The 18,206-nt window shown below is 44.6% G+C and carries 13 protein-coding genes; 8 read left to right on the top strand and 5 right to left on the bottom strand.

Annotated features, from left to right (window positions below):
* The first annotated feature begins 180 nt into the window (after nucleotides 1-180).
* The gene (locus ACLI09_RS12635; protein ID WP_411419985.1) at nucleotides 181-3,462 is read left to right on the top strand and encodes a DUF2723 domain-containing protein; all 3,282 of its coding nucleotides are present in this window, start codon (nucleotides 181-183) and stop codon (nucleotides 3,460-3,462) included.
* Between the two features lie 64 nt (nucleotides 3,463-3,526).
* On the top strand, nucleotides 3,527-4,168 hold the full coding sequence (locus ACLI09_RS12640) for a polysaccharide deacetylase family protein (protein WP_411419986.1): 642 nt from the start codon (nucleotides 3,527-3,529) through the stop codon (nucleotides 4,166-4,168).
* Here ACLI09_RS12640 and ACLI09_RS12645 read toward each other — a convergent pair.
* Nucleotides 4,165-4,461 (bottom strand): thioredoxin family protein, encoded by a 297-nt coding sequence (locus ACLI09_RS12645; RefSeq protein WP_411419987.1) that lies wholly within the window; start codon nucleotides 4,459-4,461, stop codon nucleotides 4,165-4,167. The two genes, ACLI09_RS12640 and ACLI09_RS12645, sit on opposite strands and share 4 nt — an antisense overlap.
* 85 nt (nucleotides 4,462-4,546) lie before the next feature.
* Nucleotides 4,547-5,779 (bottom strand): metallophosphoesterase, encoded by a 1,233-nt coding sequence (locus tag ACLI09_RS12650; protein ID WP_411419988.1) that lies wholly within the window; start codon nucleotides 5,777-5,779, stop codon nucleotides 4,547-4,549.
* 444 nt (nucleotides 5,780-6,223) lie between these two features.
* On the opposite strand from ACLI09_RS12650, the gene polA reads away from it, so the two are divergent.
* Together polA and ACLI09_RS12660 are read left to right on the top strand one after the other, a co-directional pair.
* Entirely contained in the window at nucleotides 6,224-9,055 is a 2,832-nt protein-coding gene (gene polA / locus ACLI09_RS12655) for a DNA polymerase I (RefSeq protein WP_411419989.1), read from the top strand.
* 129 nt (nucleotides 9,056-9,184) lie between these two features.
* Nucleotides 9,185-10,498 carry a serine hydrolase domain-containing protein gene (locus ACLI09_RS12660; protein ID WP_411419990.1) on the top strand — a complete coding sequence of 438 codons (1,314 nt, stop codon included), beginning with the start codon at nucleotides 9,185-9,187 and terminating at the stop codon, nucleotides 10,496-10,498.
* 83 nt (nucleotides 10,499-10,581) lie between these two features.
* On the opposite strand, the gene ACLI09_RS12665 is transcribed toward ACLI09_RS12660, so the two are convergent.
* On the bottom strand, nucleotides 10,582-11,613 hold the full coding sequence (locus tag ACLI09_RS12665) for a LacI family DNA-binding transcriptional regulator (protein WP_411419991.1): 1,032 nt from the start codon (nucleotides 11,611-11,613) through the stop codon (nucleotides 10,582-10,584).
* A 440-nt stretch (nucleotides 11,614-12,053) separates the two neighbouring features.
* On the opposite strand from ACLI09_RS12665, the gene ACLI09_RS12670 reads away from it, so the two are divergent.
* Nucleotides 12,054-12,818 carry a ferritin-like domain-containing protein gene (locus ACLI09_RS12670; protein WP_411419992.1) on the top strand — a complete coding sequence of 255 codons (765 nt, stop codon included), beginning with the start codon at nucleotides 12,054-12,056 and terminating at the stop codon, nucleotides 12,816-12,818.
* 27 nt (nucleotides 12,819-12,845) lie between these two features.
* Entirely contained in the window at nucleotides 12,846-13,667 is an 822-nt protein-coding gene (locus ACLI09_RS12675; protein ID WP_411419993.1) for a ferritin-like domain-containing protein, read from the top strand.
* A 130-nt stretch (nucleotides 13,668-13,797) separates the two neighbouring features.
* Here ACLI09_RS12675 and ACLI09_RS12680 read toward each other — a convergent pair whose 3' ends face one another.
* Entirely contained in the window at nucleotides 13,798-13,998 is a 201-nt protein-coding gene (locus tag ACLI09_RS12680; RefSeq protein WP_411419994.1) for a hypothetical protein, read from the bottom strand.
* Nucleotides 13,999-14,342: 344 nt separating this feature from the next.
* Here ACLI09_RS12680 and ACLI09_RS12685 point away from each other — a divergent pair, with 344 nt between their 5' ends.
* Nucleotides 14,343-15,008, top strand: coding sequence for a TonB family protein (locus tag ACLI09_RS12685; RefSeq protein WP_411419995.1), 666 nt, complete (start codon nucleotides 14,343-14,345; stop codon nucleotides 15,006-15,008).
* Nucleotides 15,009-15,090: 82 nt separating this feature from the next.
* On the opposite strand, the gene folK is transcribed toward ACLI09_RS12685, so the two are convergent.
* On the bottom strand, nucleotides 15,091-16,218 hold the full coding sequence (gene folK / locus ACLI09_RS12690; RefSeq protein WP_411419996.1) for a 2-amino-4-hydroxy-6-hydroxymethyldihydropteridine diphosphokinase: 1,128 nt from the start codon (nucleotides 16,216-16,218) through the stop codon (nucleotides 15,091-15,093).
* Between the two features lie 132 nt (nucleotides 16,219-16,350).
* Between folK and sppA the strand changes: the two genes are divergently transcribed.
* The gene (gene sppA / locus ACLI09_RS12695) at nucleotides 16,351-18,123 is read left to right on the top strand and encodes a signal peptide peptidase SppA (protein ID WP_411419997.1); all 1,773 of its coding nucleotides are present in this window, start codon (nucleotides 16,351-16,353) and stop codon (nucleotides 18,121-18,123) included.
* Nucleotides 18,124-18,206 lie beyond the last annotated feature (83 nt).

Below are 18,206 nucleotides of genomic sequence, written 5' to 3' on the forward strand. Positions count from 1 at the left end.
TTGGCTTTGGACATTTTTCCCACACGATTATTTATATACGAGTGAAGCTTCTCCCTCCCCATCGAGGAGGGTTTGGGAGTGGCTTATTTTTATCATTAAAAAACGCCTTATGCCTTTAGGTTTAGCAAAAAAATAGTTTCTTTGCAAGAGAATTAATACCATAGGTCAATTCAGCCATACATGACAACATTCAATTTCAGGAAATGGGACACCATCTTAGGGTGGTCGGTTTTTGCCATTGCACTCCTTGTTTACTCACTTACCGTAGAGCCTTCCCTTGCTTTTTGGGACTGCGGTGAGTACATTACCACCGCCGAAAAACTTGAAGTAGGCCACCCGCCGGGAGCACCGTTATTTCAGATGCTTGGTGCTATATTTGCCATGTTTGCACCTTCAGATGATAAGATAGCGCTTATGGTAAACATGGTATCGGTATTTTCAAGTGCCTTTACCATACTGCTTATGTTCTGGTCAAGCACCATTGTAATGAGGGCTGTGGTATCTAAATATGCCGAACTGACTAAAGATAATGCCGTTGCCATACTGGGCGCCTCTGCCGTAGGCGCGCTTGCGTTTACTTTTACTGATAGTTTTTGGTTCAATGCCACCGAAGCCGAGGTATATGCCATGGCATCGCTTTTTATCGCCCTGCTGCTTTGGCTGGGCCTCCGCTGGGAACTTGACATGTACAACCACCGTGGCAACAAGTGGCTGCTGGTTATATCATTGGTTGTGGGGCTATCCTTCGGGGTACACTTTATGGCTATCCTTGCCATACCCAGCATTGGGTTTATCTATTTCTTTAAAAATTATAAAACGGTTACAGTACAAAGCTTTATTATAGCAAACGTGGTAATTATTGCTATACTGTTATTTATATTCAAGCTGTTGCTACCGTTTACCATGGCGCTTTTTGGCAAAACCGAAATTTTTATGGTAAACACGTTTGGCCTGCCGTTTAACTCGGGTACTATTTTCATGCTGCTTGCCATCATAGCCCTGTTTTATTTCGGATTGCGCTACACTAAGGCAAAAGGTTACGCTATGGCAAACACGATATTGCTGTGTGTGCTGTTTATTTTTATTGGCTTCAGTACCTGGACCATGCTGCCCATACGTGCCAATGCCAATGTAGTAATCAACGAAAACAACCCCAGCGATGCCGCCGAGGTGCTGGCATACTATAATCGTGAGCAGTATGGCGAGCAAAAGCTGTTTTATGGGCCGATGTACAGCGATACCTACAGCGGGCTTGATAAAGAAAACCCTTATGAGGACGAAAAGCCAAACTACCAGCGCGACTATAAAAAAGGTAAATATGTAGTAGTAAATAACTACAAGAATGCCAAACAAAACAGCGACGATAACCACAAAGGCTTTATGCCCCGCATGTGGAGCCCTGATAACGCCGCAAACTACATGAGCTTTACCGGGCCGCTGCAATTCAGGCTCGACCCTGCCGTAGATTATGTAGATGATTTGTACCGTATGGGTGCACCTATAGACCAGATGGACGATGAGCAGATAGCACAGGCCGTTGCCGCCGCACGTGCCGAAATGGAGCAAAATGTAGCCCAGTTTCAGGCCGAATTCCGTTCCGGGCGCCTTGATTATGACGATTACAGTAAATTCCTTAACAAATACAGCCGCTACCTTATTATCGAAAAGCCTTCGTTTTATGATAATATGAAGTTTATGGTAGAGTTCCAGTTTGGTTATATGTATGGCCGCTACCTGATGTGGAACTTTGTAGGCAGGCAAAATGACGTTCAGGGTAAATATGACGACCTTGACGGCAACTGGCTGTCGGGCATTACGCCAATAGACGAGCTGCACATAGGCAGCCAGGCTAACCTGCCGTCTGACCAGCTTAACAATGCCGGGCGTAATACCTACTACTTTATACCGCTTATACTGGCTTTAATAGGCCTGTTTTGGCATGCAAATAAAGACGCGAAAAGCTTTTATGTGCTGCTCATGCTATTTTTATTTACAGGCCTTGCCCTTAAAATATACCTTAACGAAAGGCCGTTTGAGCCCCGCGAAAGGGACTACGCCCTGGTGGGCTCATTTTATGTGTTTGCCATGTGGCTGGGTTTTGGCGTGTATGCAATTTATGAAGCCATTACAAAATACCTAAGCCCTAAAGTGGCCGGTCCGGTAGTTACGGCAGTATGCCTTTTGGCAGCGCCAGTACTTATGGCCAGCCAAAACTGGGACGACCATAACAGGGCAAACCGCTATACCGCGCTTGCTATGGCTAAGGCTTACCTGAGCAGCTGCGAGCCAAATGCCATACTGTTTACCATAGGGGATAACGACACCTTCCCGTTGTGGTATGCGCAGGAGGTAGAGGGTTACCGCACCGATGTGCGCATAGTAAACACAAGCCTGTTTATGACCGACTGGTATATTGACCAGATGAAACGCAAGGCCTACGAAAGCGACCCTATGCCGATTAGCTTTACACACGACCAGTACAAACCGGGCACCCGTGATTATATGCTGTACATACCTAATACTGATGAGCGCCTTGATATGGATTATTTCCTTAAGATATTAGGCAGTGACGACCAGAGGCTGAAGCGCGAGCTGAACAACGGCCACTGGGTTAATTTTTACCCTACCAATAAGGTCCGCCTTACGGTAGACCGGGAAGCTGTTATTAAAAACAAAGTAGTAGCTCCGGAGAAATACGACAGCATCGTACCGTATATAGATATTGACATCAAAGGCGACGCGTTATACAAAAACCGCCTGCTGATGCTGAATATTGTTAACAACAACAAGTGGAAAAGGCCCATTTATTTTACAGGTGGCAGCTTTGGCGATGACGACTACCTGTGGATGAAAGACTACCTGCAGCTGGATGGAATGGTATACAAGCTGGTGCCGGTACGCACCGCAATACCGGAAGACGGCAGTCCACTGGATATGGGTGCCATCGATACTGATAAGATGTATGATATTGTTATGAAATGGGACTGGGGCAATAGTGAAGATCCTAATATATACCACGACCCGGAAACCCGCAAGAACAGCATTACCTATCGCACTAACCTGGCGCGACTCATGCAGGCACTTATAGATAAAGGCGATAAGGTAAAGGCTAAAAAAGTAATAGACCTGGCCATGGCAAAAATGCCGGTAGAATATTACGGATACTACACCCTGTTAGAGCCTTTTATAACCGGATACTATGATCTGGGCGATACCGCCAATGCGCATAAATTACTGGATCAGATAATAAAAAAATACCAGGAAAACCTGTTGTTTTACAGCGGCATGTCGATATCAGACCAGCAGTTTAGCCGGATGGATATCGTAACGGATATAGAACGCTACCGCAGCCTGTTGCTATTAGCACAGGAAAGCGGCGACGATACCTATTATAATAACGCGCGTAAAGACTTTAACAATTATAACCAGAAATTTTCACGCTACGGGCGCGATAATGAGTAAGGGATAAAAAATTTATAATTACATTTGGGATGCAGCTTTAGGGCTGCATCTTTATTTTAAGCTAATGAAATTCTACTGGGTAAAAACATCGTGGCTTATAAAGAAGCTGTTTAGTGGTTTTATATGGAGCCTCCCTAAGGAGGCGCCCACCGTATACCTTACGTTTGATGACGGCCCTATACCGCAGGTTACGCCCCTCGTGCTGGATATTTTAAAAAGGCACGATATTAAGGCTACTTTTTTTTGTATAGGTGATAATATAGACAAGCACCCCGAAACATTTAAGCAGGTACTTGCCGCCGGGCACGCGGTGGGCAACCATACCTACAACCACCTTGACGGTTGGCGCGTAGATGATAACATTTATATGGCTAACACCGAGCTTTGCCAGAAAGCCATAAAAAAGTACAAGCCCGAAGGTACTAAAATATTCAGGCCGCCGTATGGCAAACTCTCTCCCGTAAAGGCAAGGGGATTAAAACAAAAGGGGTATACGGTAATAATGTGGGATGTGCTAAGTGCCGACTTCGACCAGGGCATATCCCCGGAAAAGTGCCTAAAGAATGTAGTGAAAAATGCGCGTAACGGCAGCATCATTATTTTTCATGACAGCCTTAAGGCACAGAAAAACATGCAGTACGCACTGCCACGTGCTATAGAATATTTAAAAAGGGAAAGATTCCGTTTTGCGTTACTACCGGTTTAAACCTGCTCTCGTACAAGGCCGATAATAGTATTGGCATCAAGCTCGCCGCTTTGCCTCCACACCATCTGGCCGTCTTTATAAATCATCAGCGTGGGCAGCCCCTTAATACGCAGCGCATCGGCCAGCTCCTGGTTTTTATCCACGTCAATTTTAATAACTTTAGCCCTGTCGCCCAGTGCTGCAGCTACATCCCTTATTACGGGGTGCATGGATACTGATGGCTCATTCCACTCTGTATAAAAGTCTATCAATACAGGTACCGGTGAGTTAATAAGTTCTCCGAATTTCGACATAAATTGGCGGTGTTAAATCTACTCTAAACCTAAATTTGGTAAAATTTGATACAAATATAGCATTTTTACAATATGATGCTACTTATTAGCCTTTTTTTAGCGTTAATACTGTAATTTCAGGCCATATACCTACCCTGCCGGGATAGGCGTGAAAACCAAAACCACGGTTCACATAAATATATCGGCCTACATGCTCATAGAGCCCGGCCCATTGCTTATACACATACTGCACAGGGCTCCATTGAAAAAACCCGGGAATTTCTATACCAAACTGAAACCCGTGGGTATGCCCGCTAAGTGTAAGGTGTACATTCTTTTCGCTGTTCTTTACTTCCATATCCCAGTGGCTGGGGTCGTGGCTCATCAGTATTTTAAACTCTTCAGCCTTAAGGCCGTCAGTAGCTTTGTGCAGGTCGCCCGCTTTCTTAAAGTTATGGCCCCAGTTTTCTACGCCTACCAGTGCTATTTCCTGGCCGCCCTTCTGCAATTTTACATGCTCATTCAGCAACAGCTTAAAGCCTATGTCGCCATACAGGTTCTTGATTGCCGCAAAGTTATCATCCTTATCTTTTTGCGATGGCCACTCAATATACTCACCATAATCATGGTTGCCCAGTACCGAATATTTACCCATAGGCGCGCTTTCAATCCTGTTGAACGTCTCTATCCAGGGATGCATTTCTTTGGCGTGGGTGTTTACAATATCGCCGGTAAAAAGAATAAGGTCGCTGCTTTGCTCATTTATCAAATCTATAGCATAGGCTATCTTTTCAGGGTCATCAAAGCTGCCGCTATGCACATCGCTTATTTGTGTAATGGTAAAACCGTCAAATGCTTCGGGCAGGTCGGGGAACGTTAAGGTACTTTTTCGCACCTTAAAGTTGTACTTGCCCTTGGTCATGCCGTACCACAGCGCGGTAAACGGAACAGCAGCAATACCCAGCGCTATGAGGCTTATATAGCGCCGCCTTTCAGGCAGGAAGCCATCACCTTTTTGCCCTGTAAATGCGCGCACGCAGCCGCCCACGAAACGTACAACGTCTTCACCCAGCATTACAATAAGGATGATAAGTTTTGGCACAAGGGTAATAAGCAGTAACCCGATGGCAAGCAGGCTTTGTTTGTTTTGGCCCTGGCGCCTGTCAAAATGCATAAAAGAGTAAATAATATATGCCATTATAAGCAGCGATATGGCAAGGAAAACCCAGGGAGCCCAGCGGCTTTTTGTAGAAACCCTAACAGCCTGGAAGGTATAAAATTCTGCAAGCACAGCCACTAGGGCTATTATTATGAGAATGAGCGGAAAAAACTGGCGCATGTGTGTAGTAAAATTATACCGAAGGGGGCATCATAAAACGTGCCATAAAAACAATGTCAGGTTTTTGTGTCAGGCGGCAGGAGTGTTCAGTATTCAGTCGCAGTCGGCAGGAGCTTCACTTATATGCGCCGCCGTTTTGTAAAGTGCAGATTAGCAAATCAGGACAAAAATCTGAGTTAATCCATGTCATCCGCATTCCATCAAATTACCGCATTATCACAGCACAATAAACTTTTAGCATACCGCTATACTTTCCTTAGCATTTTATTCACTTATCAATCTGTAGCTTTGTATTGTAGAAAACAATAAAACTATTAACTCCATATACACAGCGCCCTGAGGCTTTTACAGCAGCGGGGCGCTGCCTTTTTTTGATTTAACCTACAGCTGTTTTTTAATGTGGGTGGGTTTGTTTATTTTTACATCCTAACAAATAAGCAATTCATGTCCCAGCAAAAACGACTTTTCCTGCTTGATGCCTACGCGCTCATTTTCCGAGGCTATTATGCCTTTATAAAAAACCCGAGGATTAACTCAAAAGGCATGGATACCAGCGCCATCTTTGGGTTTATGAATTCGCTGCTGGATGTGATAAAACGTGAAAAACCCGACCACCTTGCCGTAGCTTTTGATAAAGATGGTAGCGCCGCCCGTACCGAAATGTATGTGCAGTACAAAGCCCACCGCGATGAAACCCCCGAAGCCATAAAGATAGCCGTACCCTACATACAGGCCATTCTCAAGGCCATGCACATACCCGTTATTGAAGAGGCAGGCTGCGAAGCCGACGACCTGATAGGCACCGTAGCACTTCAGGCAGAAAAACAAGGTTACCAGGTATTTATGGTAACGCCCGATAAAGATTTTGCACAACTGGTAAGCGAAAACATATTTATGTACCGCCCTGCCCGCCTGGGTAACGGCATTGAAATATGGGGCATGCCCGAAGTTTTGGAGCGCTTCGAGATAGAACGCACCGAGCAGGTAATAGACTTCCTCGGGATGATGGGCGATGCTGTGGATAATATACCCGGGCTGCCGGGCGTAGGCGAAAAGACCGCCAAGAAATTTCTGAAAGAATACGGCACTATGGAGAACCTGCTGGCCAATACCCATCAGCTAAGCGGCAAGATGCGCGAAAACATTGAGGCCAATAAAGAATTGGGCATGCTCTCTAAAAAGCTGGCTACCATTATAACTGATTGCAATGTTACCTTTAACGAACATGATTATGAGCTCACAAAGCCCGATACACCAAAAGTAGAGGAGCTGTTTAACGAGCTGGAATTTCGCCGTATGGCAGAGCAGTACCATAAGCTGTTTGACGGAGGCAATACCTATGACCAGGTAGAAGGCGCGGGCTACTCCCCTACTAAAACCATTACAAGCAATAACCAGCAGTTTGACCTTTTTGGCGAAGGCGCCGCCGACCCTGAGCAGGCTGCGTCGGGCGTTAGCTTTTACAACACACTTGAGAATACCGACCACCATTACCAGCTGGTACAGGGCATGGCGGTAAATTTTTTAATAGGCAACCTGCTCAAGCAAACGAGCGTGAGCTTTGATACAGAGACAACGGGCATCTGCGCACTTACCGCAGAGTTGGTAGGCCTGTCGTTCTCATGGGAAAAGGGTAAAGGATTTTATGTACCGGTACCAGCAGACAGAAACGAAGCACAGGAACTGGTAGATAAATTCCGACCGTTTTTTGAAGCAGAACATATAGAGAAAGTAGGCCAGAACCTTAAATATGACCTCGAGATTTTAGCCAACTACAATATAGTGGTAAAAGGCAAATTCTTTGACACCATGATAGCGCATTACCTCATCAACCCCGATATGCGCCACGGTATGGATATCCTTGCAGAAACCTACCTTAAATATTCGCCCATGCCTATTGAGGCGCTTATTGGTAAAAAAGGTAAGGGCCAGAAAACCATGCGTGAGGTAGATGTAGAAACTGTAAAAGAATATGCAGCGGAAGATGCCGACATTACGCTACAGCTAAAAGAGGTTTTTGCACCGATGCTGAACCAGACGGGTACGCGCGAGTTATTCGACAATATCGAAATCCCGCTGATGCCGGTACTCGCCGCAATGGAAACCGAAGGCATTAACCTGGATGTGCCTTATTTAAAGGAGCTTTCGGCAGAGTTAGCCGCAGATAGTAAAGTGCTGGAACAGCGTATTTATGAAACCGCCGGCGAATCGTTTAATCTGGGTTCGCCTAAGCAGTTGGGGGAGATATTATTCGACAAACTGAAAATAGGCGGCAACAAACAAAAGAAAACGAAAACCGGACAATATGCTACGGGTGAGGAGGTACTCTCTTACCTGGCGTTAGACAACCCCATAGTGGCTGATATACTGGAGTGGCGCCAACTGGTGAAGCTGCAAAACACTTATGTAGATGCACTGCCCGGGCAGGTAAAAGCCACCACAGGCCGTGTGCATACCGACTATATGCAAACAGTGGCCGCCACAGGCCGCCTGAGCAGCAACAACCCCAACCTGCAAAACATACCCATACGCACGCAACGTGGCAGGCAGATACGCAGGGCCTTTGTAGCGCGCGATGAAAACCACACGCTTGTAAGTGCCGACTACTCGCAAATAGAACTGCGTATTATAGCAGCGTTAAGCGGCGACCCGGAGATGATACGCTCGTTCCAAAATAGTGAGGATATCCATGCCAGTACGGCTGCCAAGGTGTTTAACGTACCCCTTGCGGAGGTTACGCGTGAGCAGCGTAGCCATGCCAAGACAGTAAACTTTGGTATCATATATGGTGTTTCGGCATTTGGGTTGAGCAACCAGACCTCGCTGAGCCGTGGCGAAAGTAAAGACCTTATAGATGCTTATTACAAAACCTACCCGCGACTGCGCGATTATATTAACGAGCAGGTAGAAACGGCCCGCGAAAACGGCTTTGTGCGAACCATTACCGGCCGCCGCAGGTATTTAAAAGATATTAACTCAGCAAATGCTGTGGTGCGCGGTGCGGCAGAACGCAATGCCGTTAACGCCCCCATACAGGGCAGCGCCGCCGATATTATTAAAATTGCGATGATTAACATACAAAAACGCCTGATTGATGAGGGCTGGAAAAGCAAAATGTTGCTACAGGTACACGATGAGCTGGTTTTTGACGTTTATACTGAAGAGCTGGAGCGCATTACCCCGTTAATCAAGCATGAAATGGAAAATGCCTTTAAGCTGGATGTGCCGCTTGAAGTAGAGTTGGGCTCGGGGTTAAACTGGCTGGAGGCTCATTAACACACCCGTCATTGCAAGGCAGCACCAACCGCGTCAATGTCATAAGGAGGGTTAATTCAACGATGGGATTACTATGTCAGTTCGGGCTTCGTACCCCGCGATGACAACGATTATGGAAATGCTATGATAATGAAGAAAACACTTTTATTCCTTTTCGCATTCAACACGTTAACCGGCTTTTGTCAAAGCACAGAAAACGCACGTTTTAGCAAAATAGACAGCCTTATGAATTACCTTTACACAAACGGTAAGTTTATGGGCAGCCTTACGCTGCGCGAAAAAGATAAAATAGTATTTAGCAAAGCCTACGGCTTTAGCGATATAGAGACGAATACCAAAGCCACTACCCAAACAAAATATAAAGTAGGCAGCATCACAAAAATGTTTACCGCCTGCGTTATACTTCAATTGGCCGAAGAGAAAAAGCTAAAACTCGATACAAAGCTGAGCGAATTTTTCCCGAGGATAAAAAATGCCGATAAAATTACCATTACCCAAATGCTAAACCACAGCAGCGGCATTTATAATTTTACCGATGACAGCAGTTTTGTATACACAGCACCGGTATTGCGCCGTGATATGCTGGAGCGGCTGTATAAGTATGATGCCGTATTTGAACCCGGCACCAAAGCGGAATACAGCAACAGCAACTATATGCTGCTGGGCTATATCATCCAGGACGTTACCCACAAATCATATAAGGAAAACGTAACAAGCCGTATTATTAAAAAAGCGGGCTTAAAAAATACCTATTACTTTGGCAAAATAAACCCTAAAAAGAACGAGGCGTACTCTTATGCTTTTGATAACGGCAACTGGGAGCGCGTACCCGAGTGGCACGAGAGTGTGGCCGGGGCCGCGGGGGCATTGCAAAGCACACCTGAAGAGCTGACCCGGTTTATTACAGCATTGTTTAACGGCAAGATAATTTCGCCGGAGTCGCTGGCAATAATGACCATGGTGGATTATGGTTACGGCAAGGGCATTGTGAACTTTCCGTTTGGGGAGCGTAAATTCTTTGGGCACAATGGGGGTATAGAGAACTTTACATCTACCGTTGGGTATTATCCTAAGGATAATTTTGCCGTATCGATGGTAACAAACGGCCTTGATTATGACTTTAACGAAATAATGTTGGGTATATTGAGTTGTTATTATAAGCTACCCTACCGCTTCCCTACTTTTAATTCCATCAACTTAGAAGACGATGTGCTTAAAAAGTATGAAGGCAACTATAAGAATGATGGGCTCCCGTTTATTATAAACGTAATGCTTGTTAATGGCACTTTACGTGTGCATGCTGATGAGCAGGGCACATTTTATATAAGCCCGATAAGCGAGAACGAATTTAGCCACGACGCTTCGGGCGTAAAAATGCTTTTCAGGCCGGATGGTTTTGTGCTAAAACAAAATGGAACAGAGACATTTTTTAAGAAGCAGTAAAAAGCGAGCCACGAATTATGCTAATTGCACAAATGGATTTGTGCGGTTAGCATAATTCGTGGCTGAAATTTATTTAAAAATCGTTACAGTTTCCTGGTAGATTCTCTCTGGCGGAGCTCAGTTTTTATAATTGTTGTGCTGAATTCAGGGGCATCCGGATCTTTGTTTTCAAGGCGGTCAATCAGCATATCGGCTGCGGCCTCGCCTATCTCCGGGCCGTGCTGGCTTACCGTGCTAAGGCTTGGCGTAAGCCTGCGGCTCCACACACCATCGGCAAAGCCTATAAGCTGTACTTCGTCCGGTATCTTAGCGCCTAATTTTAGCGTTTGCTTGTGCGCCGCTACCGACGAGTGTTCCTCCAATGCAAAGACGGCATCTATATTTTTTCCTTTTATATCAAAAAAATCCGGGAATTTCTCATCAAATTCTTCTGAGCTCTCACATCGCAAGATCAGGTCTTCGTTAATTGCTATACCATTGTCTTTAAGTGCCTGGAGGTAGCCTTCGGCACGCAGGTTACCCACGCTCAGGTTATCTATATTACTAAGCAGGGCAATATTTTTAGCCCCTGTTTTTATCAGGTGGTTTACAGCGTGCACGGCAGAATCAAAGTCATCTACAACAACCTTGTCGCAGTTTACGTCATTAGATATCCTGTCAAACATTACTATGGGCAGGTCATCAGATATGGCTTCTTTAAAATGCTTTACTTCGCCTTCCTTTTGCGTTTCTTCCGAAATAGAAAGTATAAACCCGTCAATGGTACCGTTGCTCAGCATGTCTATAATCTTTATCTCCTTTGCAAGCGATTCATCGCTAATACAGGTTATAACATTAAAGCCGCGGGCGTTAGCTGCTTTCTCTATCCCACTGAATACTTTGGCAAAAAAGGGGTTAAGGATGTTAGGTATCAGTACACCCAGGGTTTTTGAGCGCTTGCTCTTTAGGTTTACAGCAATATTGTTCGGCTTATAGTTTTTAAGCTTTGCAAATTCCTGCACTTTAATTTTTGTAGGTTCGCTTATCTCGGGGCTGTTGCTCAGTGCTTTTGACACTGTAGATACCGATACGTTTAGTTCTTTTGCTATTTGTTTTAAGGTCGCTTTTGGTCTCATAGTCAAAAAGATGTTTTTACCACGTAAAAATAACGAAAATTTTACGAAATTCTGAATAACGATACAACATTTTTATAATTGAAGATGCATTTACCGTTTTATTTACTAAAACTTTACTTGTTAAAGAGTGATTAAAATAAATAATCTTAAACTAAAAATGATAGGAATTATTGTATACATGTTGTTAAACCTATGACAAAATGAAGGGCCAGACATAAAATTATTCACGATTATAAAAATCTTTAATCAAACTGGCAAGCAAACTTTTAGCATAAGCTGGTTAAGTTTAAATCTATAAAGTTTTGTTAAAATAACAAGATGCCCGCAAATCGATAAAACCGTTACCAGTTACACGGCGTATGTAAAGATAGCTTTGAAAAAGAACATAAGATGAACGTTACCGCACCTTGCAAAACTATTAACCTCTTACATGTTACATTATGAAAAAGACAAAAGTAACCGTTACTGAACTGGGCACCCAAAAAGACGGGCTTACCAGCAGAAGGAGCTTTCTTAGAGTTACCGGCCTTACCCTTGCCGGAACCGGCCTGCTGCTTGCGGGCTGTAACAATGATGACGACAGTGGCAGCAGTAGCCCGTCAGGCAAACTGCCGGGTGTGCGCAACGGAGTGTTTGACCTGGGCGGTGGAGACGCGGGAATCCTTACCTATGCTTATGCGCTGGAGCAGCTGGAAGCCGATTTTTACACACGTGTGGTAAACAGCAACTCATTTGGTACGACTTTTAATACCGAAGAGCGCCAGGTACTATCTGACCTTTATGCGCACGAAGTGCTGCACAGGGAGTTCTTTAAGGTAGCCATCACAGCCGCACTTGAAGGTACTGACGGACAATTGCTCCCTAACCTTGAGTTTAATTATCCGGGCGTAAACTTTAATAACCGCGACAGCGTACTGGGTACTGCAAAAGCCCTTGAAGATACCGGAGTAAAAGCATATAATGGCGCAGGCCGTTACATTCAGGAACCGGCATACCTGGTTATAGCCGGCAAAATAGTATCGGTAGAGGCGCGCCACGCGAGTGCTATTGCCAGCCTTATCAGCCCGGGCACAGCGGCCTTTGCACCAAATGACCTTATTGACAGCAATGGCCTGGAGAAAGCAGAGAAACCATCGGTAATTATACCTCAGGTAGCATCGTTAAACTTTATCCAAACTGCCTTTACCGCAGCGTACCTGGATTAATTAGCTAACCCACTTAAAAAAGACATTATGAATATCCTGAAATTTATAGAATCGTTTACAAACGAAGGCATTATACAAAGCCTTGATGTAAAAACATCACGCCGAGACAGCTTTAGCCAGTTTGGCAAATTAGGTACGGGCGCCGCCCTTGCGGCAGTACCTTTTATTTCATTATTTACTACCAACAAAGCTAAAGCCGCGACAACCATGTTTTCTCCCGAGACAGAAACGGCAGCCCTTTCGCTTGCACTTATATTGGAATATCTTGAAGACGAGTTTTATGCCACAGCGCTTGACTCTGCAGGGCTTATACCTAATTCCGATAAAGCAATCATTCAGCAAATAAGCCAGCATGAAGCCGCACACGTAGCGTTTTTACAAACCGCACTTGCCGACGCTGCCCCTGCAAAACCGGAATTTAACTTTAACATAGCCGGATTAGACCCGTTTAATGACTACCCAACGTTCCTTGCCTTATCACAGGCGTTTGAAGATACCGGCGTAAGGGCATACAAAGGCCAGGCGGGTAACTTACAAAGCAATGGAGACCTGCTTACTGCGGCACTGCAAATACATAGTGTAGAAGCACGCCACGCCTCGCAGATACGCAGGCTGCGTGGGCTTAAAGGATGGATTGTGGGCAACCAGCGAGGTGCGGGTATGCCGGAGGCTACCCAGCCTGTATATAATGGTGAAGAAAACACTACACACGGCGGTGTAAATATTACTATGTTTACCGCTTCATCGGGCAACCCTGCGTTTGGTGCGGGTTCGTATACCGAATCATTTGACGAAATCCTTACCGGAGATGAGGCAACTGCAATAGCCTCCCTGTTTTTCGCCCAGTAATAGCCATTATTTTATATAGTAGCCTGCTCCCGGTTTTGCCGGAGCAGGCTTTTTTTATTTCCGAGCGTTAACAACCGGACACAAAAAAAGCCACGCGATGCGTAGCTTAATTTTTTCTTTAGAGCTTTAATTACTCAGCTGGAGTAGCAGGAGCAGCAGTAGTATCAACAACTGCAGTGTCAGCAACAACTGTAGTATCTACTTCTGGAGCTTCAGGAGCTACAACAACTGTAGTATCTTCAGCTGGAGTTTCAGTTTCTGCTTTCTTGCATGAAGTGAAAGAAAGACCTAGTACAGCAACTAGAGCTACGCTTAAAACAACTTTTTTCATCTTACTAAATTATAAAGGTTAATTATTAATTCGGAGCAAAGATATAAATTTTTTGACACTGCAAAATAATTCTGAGAGAAATTTTTAAAAATGATTTAGCACTGAATGCCAGCATATTATAAATATTAAAAACCTTTTTAACAATATAGTTGAAATATTGGGTACTTATAAAACTGCAATCTTTTGCAAAACAACAAAATAGGCGGCGGATGGATGACAGATTTGCTTTACAAAAATTGGTTTTTGCATAAGGAGTTTGTAGTTATACACTTATATGTATTTGAGGTAGCAAAATATTGCCTCAAAAAACTATATTTGCTATTATGTATAATTAAGCATAACTCATGAAACTTTTTTACGCAGCCGCTTGTTTATTTATTTCATTTTGCATGTATTGCCAGGAATATATAGAATTTAATGGCGAAAAAATTAATGCCATTGATGCCGACAATCATCCTACCGGCATATGGAAAATATTTGGCACAAATGATAACCATCAAATAGCAGTAGTGACTGAATTTAGTAAGGGAGAACGCATTGCCGACACAAATTACTATATTGACTCTAAACTCTTTGCTACCTGCAAAATGGATGGAATAATACAAATTATCAAAGGGACGGAAACTATTGAGGCGCAGTTTTACAGGGATGCTGCGGGGCGTACCTCACTTGTGGATGCGGATGGAAATGAACTGAGCAGTGAAATAATGAAGTATTTTTTTTCAAATTCATCCATACAGGCCGTACCCTATGGCGGCATGCAAAGTTTTTACAAATTTATAGGGCAAAATGCTGACCCTAAACTTAAAGGTGTAAAAGGAAAAGTTGTAGTAAAGTTTACGACGAGCAATATCGGGAAATCTCAGGATATTGAAATAGTATCAAGCACAAACGACAAACTTAATAACGAAGCCATCCGGTTAATTTCGATTATGCCCAGGTGGCAACCGGGACTTCAGCAAAATGGCTTAGTGCGCTGCACATATACTATTCCACTAACTTTTAATTAGTTTTAAGTTAACCTCATGCCCCAACAGATTGACTGACATAGGACATCCGGCCCAAAAACCCGAAACTTTAAACCTGAGACAATTAGACTTTATTAATTTCACCCAACAGCCACAAATAATCCTCCTGCTTATTTACAAAGTCGCGGTCGGTAACATCCAGAACCAGTACGTTAAGGCCGGTAACCGATTTTATATAATCAAGGTAACCACGGTTAATGCTCTCTAAATACTCCGCGGTAATATCCTGCTCGTAGCTGCGTCCGCGTTTTTTAATGTGCTCCAGCAGGCGTGGTGTGCTTTGGTACAGATAGATGTACAGCCCCGGGCGCGGCAGTTCTTTATACATAATTTCAAACAGGCGGCGGTACAGGCGGTATTCGTCTTCACTTAGTGTAACCTTAGCGAAGATAAGCGACTTAAACACGTGGTAATCGGCCACCACAAAATCGCTGAAGAGGTTAAACTGCGAGAGGTCGTCGGTAATCTGCTGGTAGCGGTCAGCCAGGAACGACATTTCGAGCGAAAACGCGTAGCGCGCCTGGTCGGTATAAAACAGCGGCAAAAACGGGTTATCGGCAAAGCGCTCCGGTACCAGCTTCCCATTAAAATCTTCTGATATTTTGCTTGCAAGAGAAGTTTTACCCGCGCCTATATTGCCTTCTATGGCTATGTAGTTAAATTTTTCAGGGTTAAAAACCGCTATGGGGGCAGGCAGTTTCATTACCCACTGGCAGTCGCTGTTATCAGGAGATGCAGCTATCAGCTTATTAACATCTTTCTTCAAAACCGGGTGTACCCAGTGCGGTGCCACATCCCGAAGGGGACAGAGTACAAAGTTGCGCCCCTGCATCCGCGGGTGTGGAATATTGAGGTGCGGGCTGTCTATCACTTCATCGTTAAAGGCAATGATATCCACATCTATAGTGCGCGACACATATTCGCCCGATGTGCCACGCTCCCTCCCACCCTGCTGCTCTGCGGCAAGCAAGCCGATGAGCAGTTCGTAAGCATCGCGAAGTGTATGAACAGTAATGGCACAGTTGTAAAACGCATCGCCTTCAAAGCCAAGCGCCGGCGTTTCATAAACACCCGAAACCTTTACCACGGTGGCAACGTTATTATGTATATAGTCTATGCCCTGTTGTATGTTTTGCAGGCGGTTTCCCATGTTGCTGCCCAGGGATAGTATGGCGCTGTTTTGAAATTTCATAGGCTGCAAAGTAAATAAACATTATGCGGATAGCGGGCGGTTGTTGATAATTTTACAACTAAGTTTATTTAGCCTGTAACATAAAGTGTATTTCTGCTACTTATTAGCAGTTAAATTTTATATAACAATAATATGCAATTCTTAAAAAACGTACTCTCTACTATTGTAGGTATATTTTGTTTCTTCCTGTTCTTTTTTATCATGATTATTGCCATAGCGGCAATAGCCGGCAGCGGTAACGATGATGCGGTAGTGGTGGAAGACAACTCAGTTATCGAACTGAATATTGAAGAGGTAGTAAACGACTATGCCGGAAAATTTACAAACGAAAAAATGGCGTTCCTTAACGCAGAGCCGCACGACGGCCTTGTAGATGTGCTTAAGGCCATTGATGCCGCAAAAACTGACAATAAAATTAAAGGGATTACCCTTACCAATGTGCAGACCAATTTGGGTATAGCCCAGGCAAAAGCCCTGCGCGATAAGCTGGCCGATTTTAAAAAATCGGGCAAATTTGTACTGGCATACGGCGACAATTACAGCCAGGGGCAGTACTATCTGAGTTCTGTTGCAGACACGCTTTACCTGAACCCGGTGGGCGACTTTGAATTTAAGGGCCTGAGCAGCGAAGTAATGTTCTTTAAAGACTTTCAGGAAAAAACAGGTATTACCATGGAGGTTATCCGCCACGGCAAATACAAAAGCGCGGTAGAACCTTTTATTGCCAATGAAATGAGCCCCGAAAACCGCGAGCAGATGAGCACGCTGCTTAATGCCGTATGGGCATCGGTGAGCAACGACATCTCTAAAAGCAGGAAGATTCCGCTGGACAGCCTTAACGGCATTGCCGAAAGGCTTAGTGCCCGCACGCCGGAAATGGCTAAAGCAACCGGGCTTGTAGATAAGATTGCCTATTTTGATGAATTTGAAAACAGCATCAAAAAAGTCCTTAAGGTTGAAAAAGACGAAGAGTATAACTCCGTTGACATACTTGATTATGTAGAGGCCAATAAGGTTAATGAACTGCTTAACGATAAAGAAAACCATATTGCCATAATATATGCCCAGGGTGAAATAGCCAATAGCGAGGGCACACTTACCAGCATAGGTACCGAAAGCATGCGCACAGCGTTTCAGGAAGCTGTTGAAGACGATGCTGTAAAAGCCATAGTACTTCGTGTAGACTCCCCGGGTGGCGATGCACTGGTATCTGACCTTATATGGAGGGAAGTAGAGCTTGCCAAAAAGAAAAAACCGGTTGTGGTAAGTATGGGTAACTATGCTGCTTCGGGCGGGTACTATATAAGCTGCGGCGCTGACCGTATTTTTGCAGAAGAAGGTACCATTACAGGCTCTATAGGCGTATTTGGCGTACTGCCAAACCTTACTAAAGTAACCAATAACCTGGGCATACATACCGAGCAGGTAAGCACCCATGCCAACGCTGCAGATTACAGCCTGTTCCGCCCGCTTGAAGCCAGCACCCGCGATGTAATACAGCAAAGCGTGGAGCGTGTATATGGCACTTTCATCAGCCGTGTGGCTGCGGGCCGCAAGCTTACTACTGAGCAGGTAGATGCCATAGGCCAGGGCCGTGTATGGAGCGGCACCGATGCTAAGCGCATAGGCCTTGTAGATGAAATAGGCGGGCTGGATGCCGCCATAAAATATGCTGCCGCTAAAGCTAAAGTTAAAGAATACAGTACGGTTGATTTCCCTGAATATGAGGCAACATTTGACCGTTTCCTTGCAAATGCCACAGGCCTGCCGTTTGCACAAACCCGCGAGAGCCTGATTAAAGAGGAAATAGGCTCGGAAAATTATAAGATATTAGAGCGTATAAGGCGTGTAACCCAGGAAAAGGGAACACAGGCGGCTATGCCGTTTGATATCACTATCAGGTAATTTGTTTAGTGTATTCGGGATTACCTTACTCCCAAACCTAAGTACATAGGGCACAGGATTTTAAAACCTTGTGCCCTCCATTT

This window comes from Flavobacterium sp. RHBU_24 (genome assembly GCF_046613695.1).
Classification (GTDB): Bacteria; Bacteroidota; Bacteroidia; order Flavobacteriales; family Flavobacteriaceae; genus Flavobacterium.

What these genes read in the sequence shown, in the direction of transcription:
- ACLI09_RS12665 (WP_411419991.1), bottom strand. Translation starts at nt 11,613, where the DNA reads ATGAGACCAAAAGCGACCTTAAAACAAATAGCAAAAGAACTAAACGTA.
- polA (WP_411419989.1), top strand. Translation starts at nt 6,224, where the DNA reads ATGTCCCAGCAAAAACGACTTTTCCTGCTTGATGCCTACGCGCTCATT.
- ACLI09_RS12645 (WP_411419987.1), bottom strand. Translation starts at nt 4,461, where the DNA reads ATGTCGAAATTCGGAGAACTTATTAACTCACCGGTACCTGTATTGATA.
- ACLI09_RS12680 (WP_411419994.1), bottom strand. Translation starts at nt 13,998, where the DNA reads ATGAAAAAAGTTGTTTTAAGCGTAGCTCTAGTTGCTGTACTAGGTCTT.
- ACLI09_RS12650 (WP_411419988.1), bottom strand. Translation starts at nt 5,779, where the DNA reads ATGCGCCAGTTTTTTCCGCTCATTCTCATAATAATAGCCCTAGTGGCT.
- ACLI09_RS12675 (WP_411419993.1), top strand. Translation starts at nt 12,846, where the DNA reads ATGAATATCCTGAAATTTATAGAATCGTTTACAAACGAAGGCATTATA.
- ACLI09_RS12640 (WP_411419986.1), top strand. Translation starts at nt 3,527, where the DNA reads ATGAAATTCTACTGGGTAAAAACATCGTGGCTTATAAAGAAGCTGTTT.
- ACLI09_RS12670 (WP_411419992.1), top strand. Translation starts at nt 12,054, where the DNA reads ATGAAAAAGACAAAAGTAACCGTTACTGAACTGGGCACCCAAAAAGAC.
- ACLI09_RS12660 (WP_411419990.1), top strand. Translation starts at nt 9,185, where the DNA reads ATGAAGAAAACACTTTTATTCCTTTTCGCATTCAACACGTTAACCGGC.
- folK (WP_411419996.1), bottom strand. Translation starts at nt 16,218, where the DNA reads ATGAAATTTCAAAACAGCGCCATACTATCCCTGGGCAGCAACATGGGA.
- ACLI09_RS12635 (WP_411419985.1), top strand. Translation starts at nt 181, where the DNA reads ATGACAACATTCAATTTCAGGAAATGGGACACCATCTTAGGGTGGTCG.
- ACLI09_RS12685 (WP_411419995.1), top strand. Translation starts at nt 14,343, where the DNA reads ATGAAACTTTTTTACGCAGCCGCTTGTTTATTTATTTCATTTTGCATG.
- sppA (WP_411419997.1), top strand. Translation starts at nt 16,351, where the DNA reads ATGCAATTCTTAAAAAACGTACTCTCTACTATTGTAGGTATATTTTGT.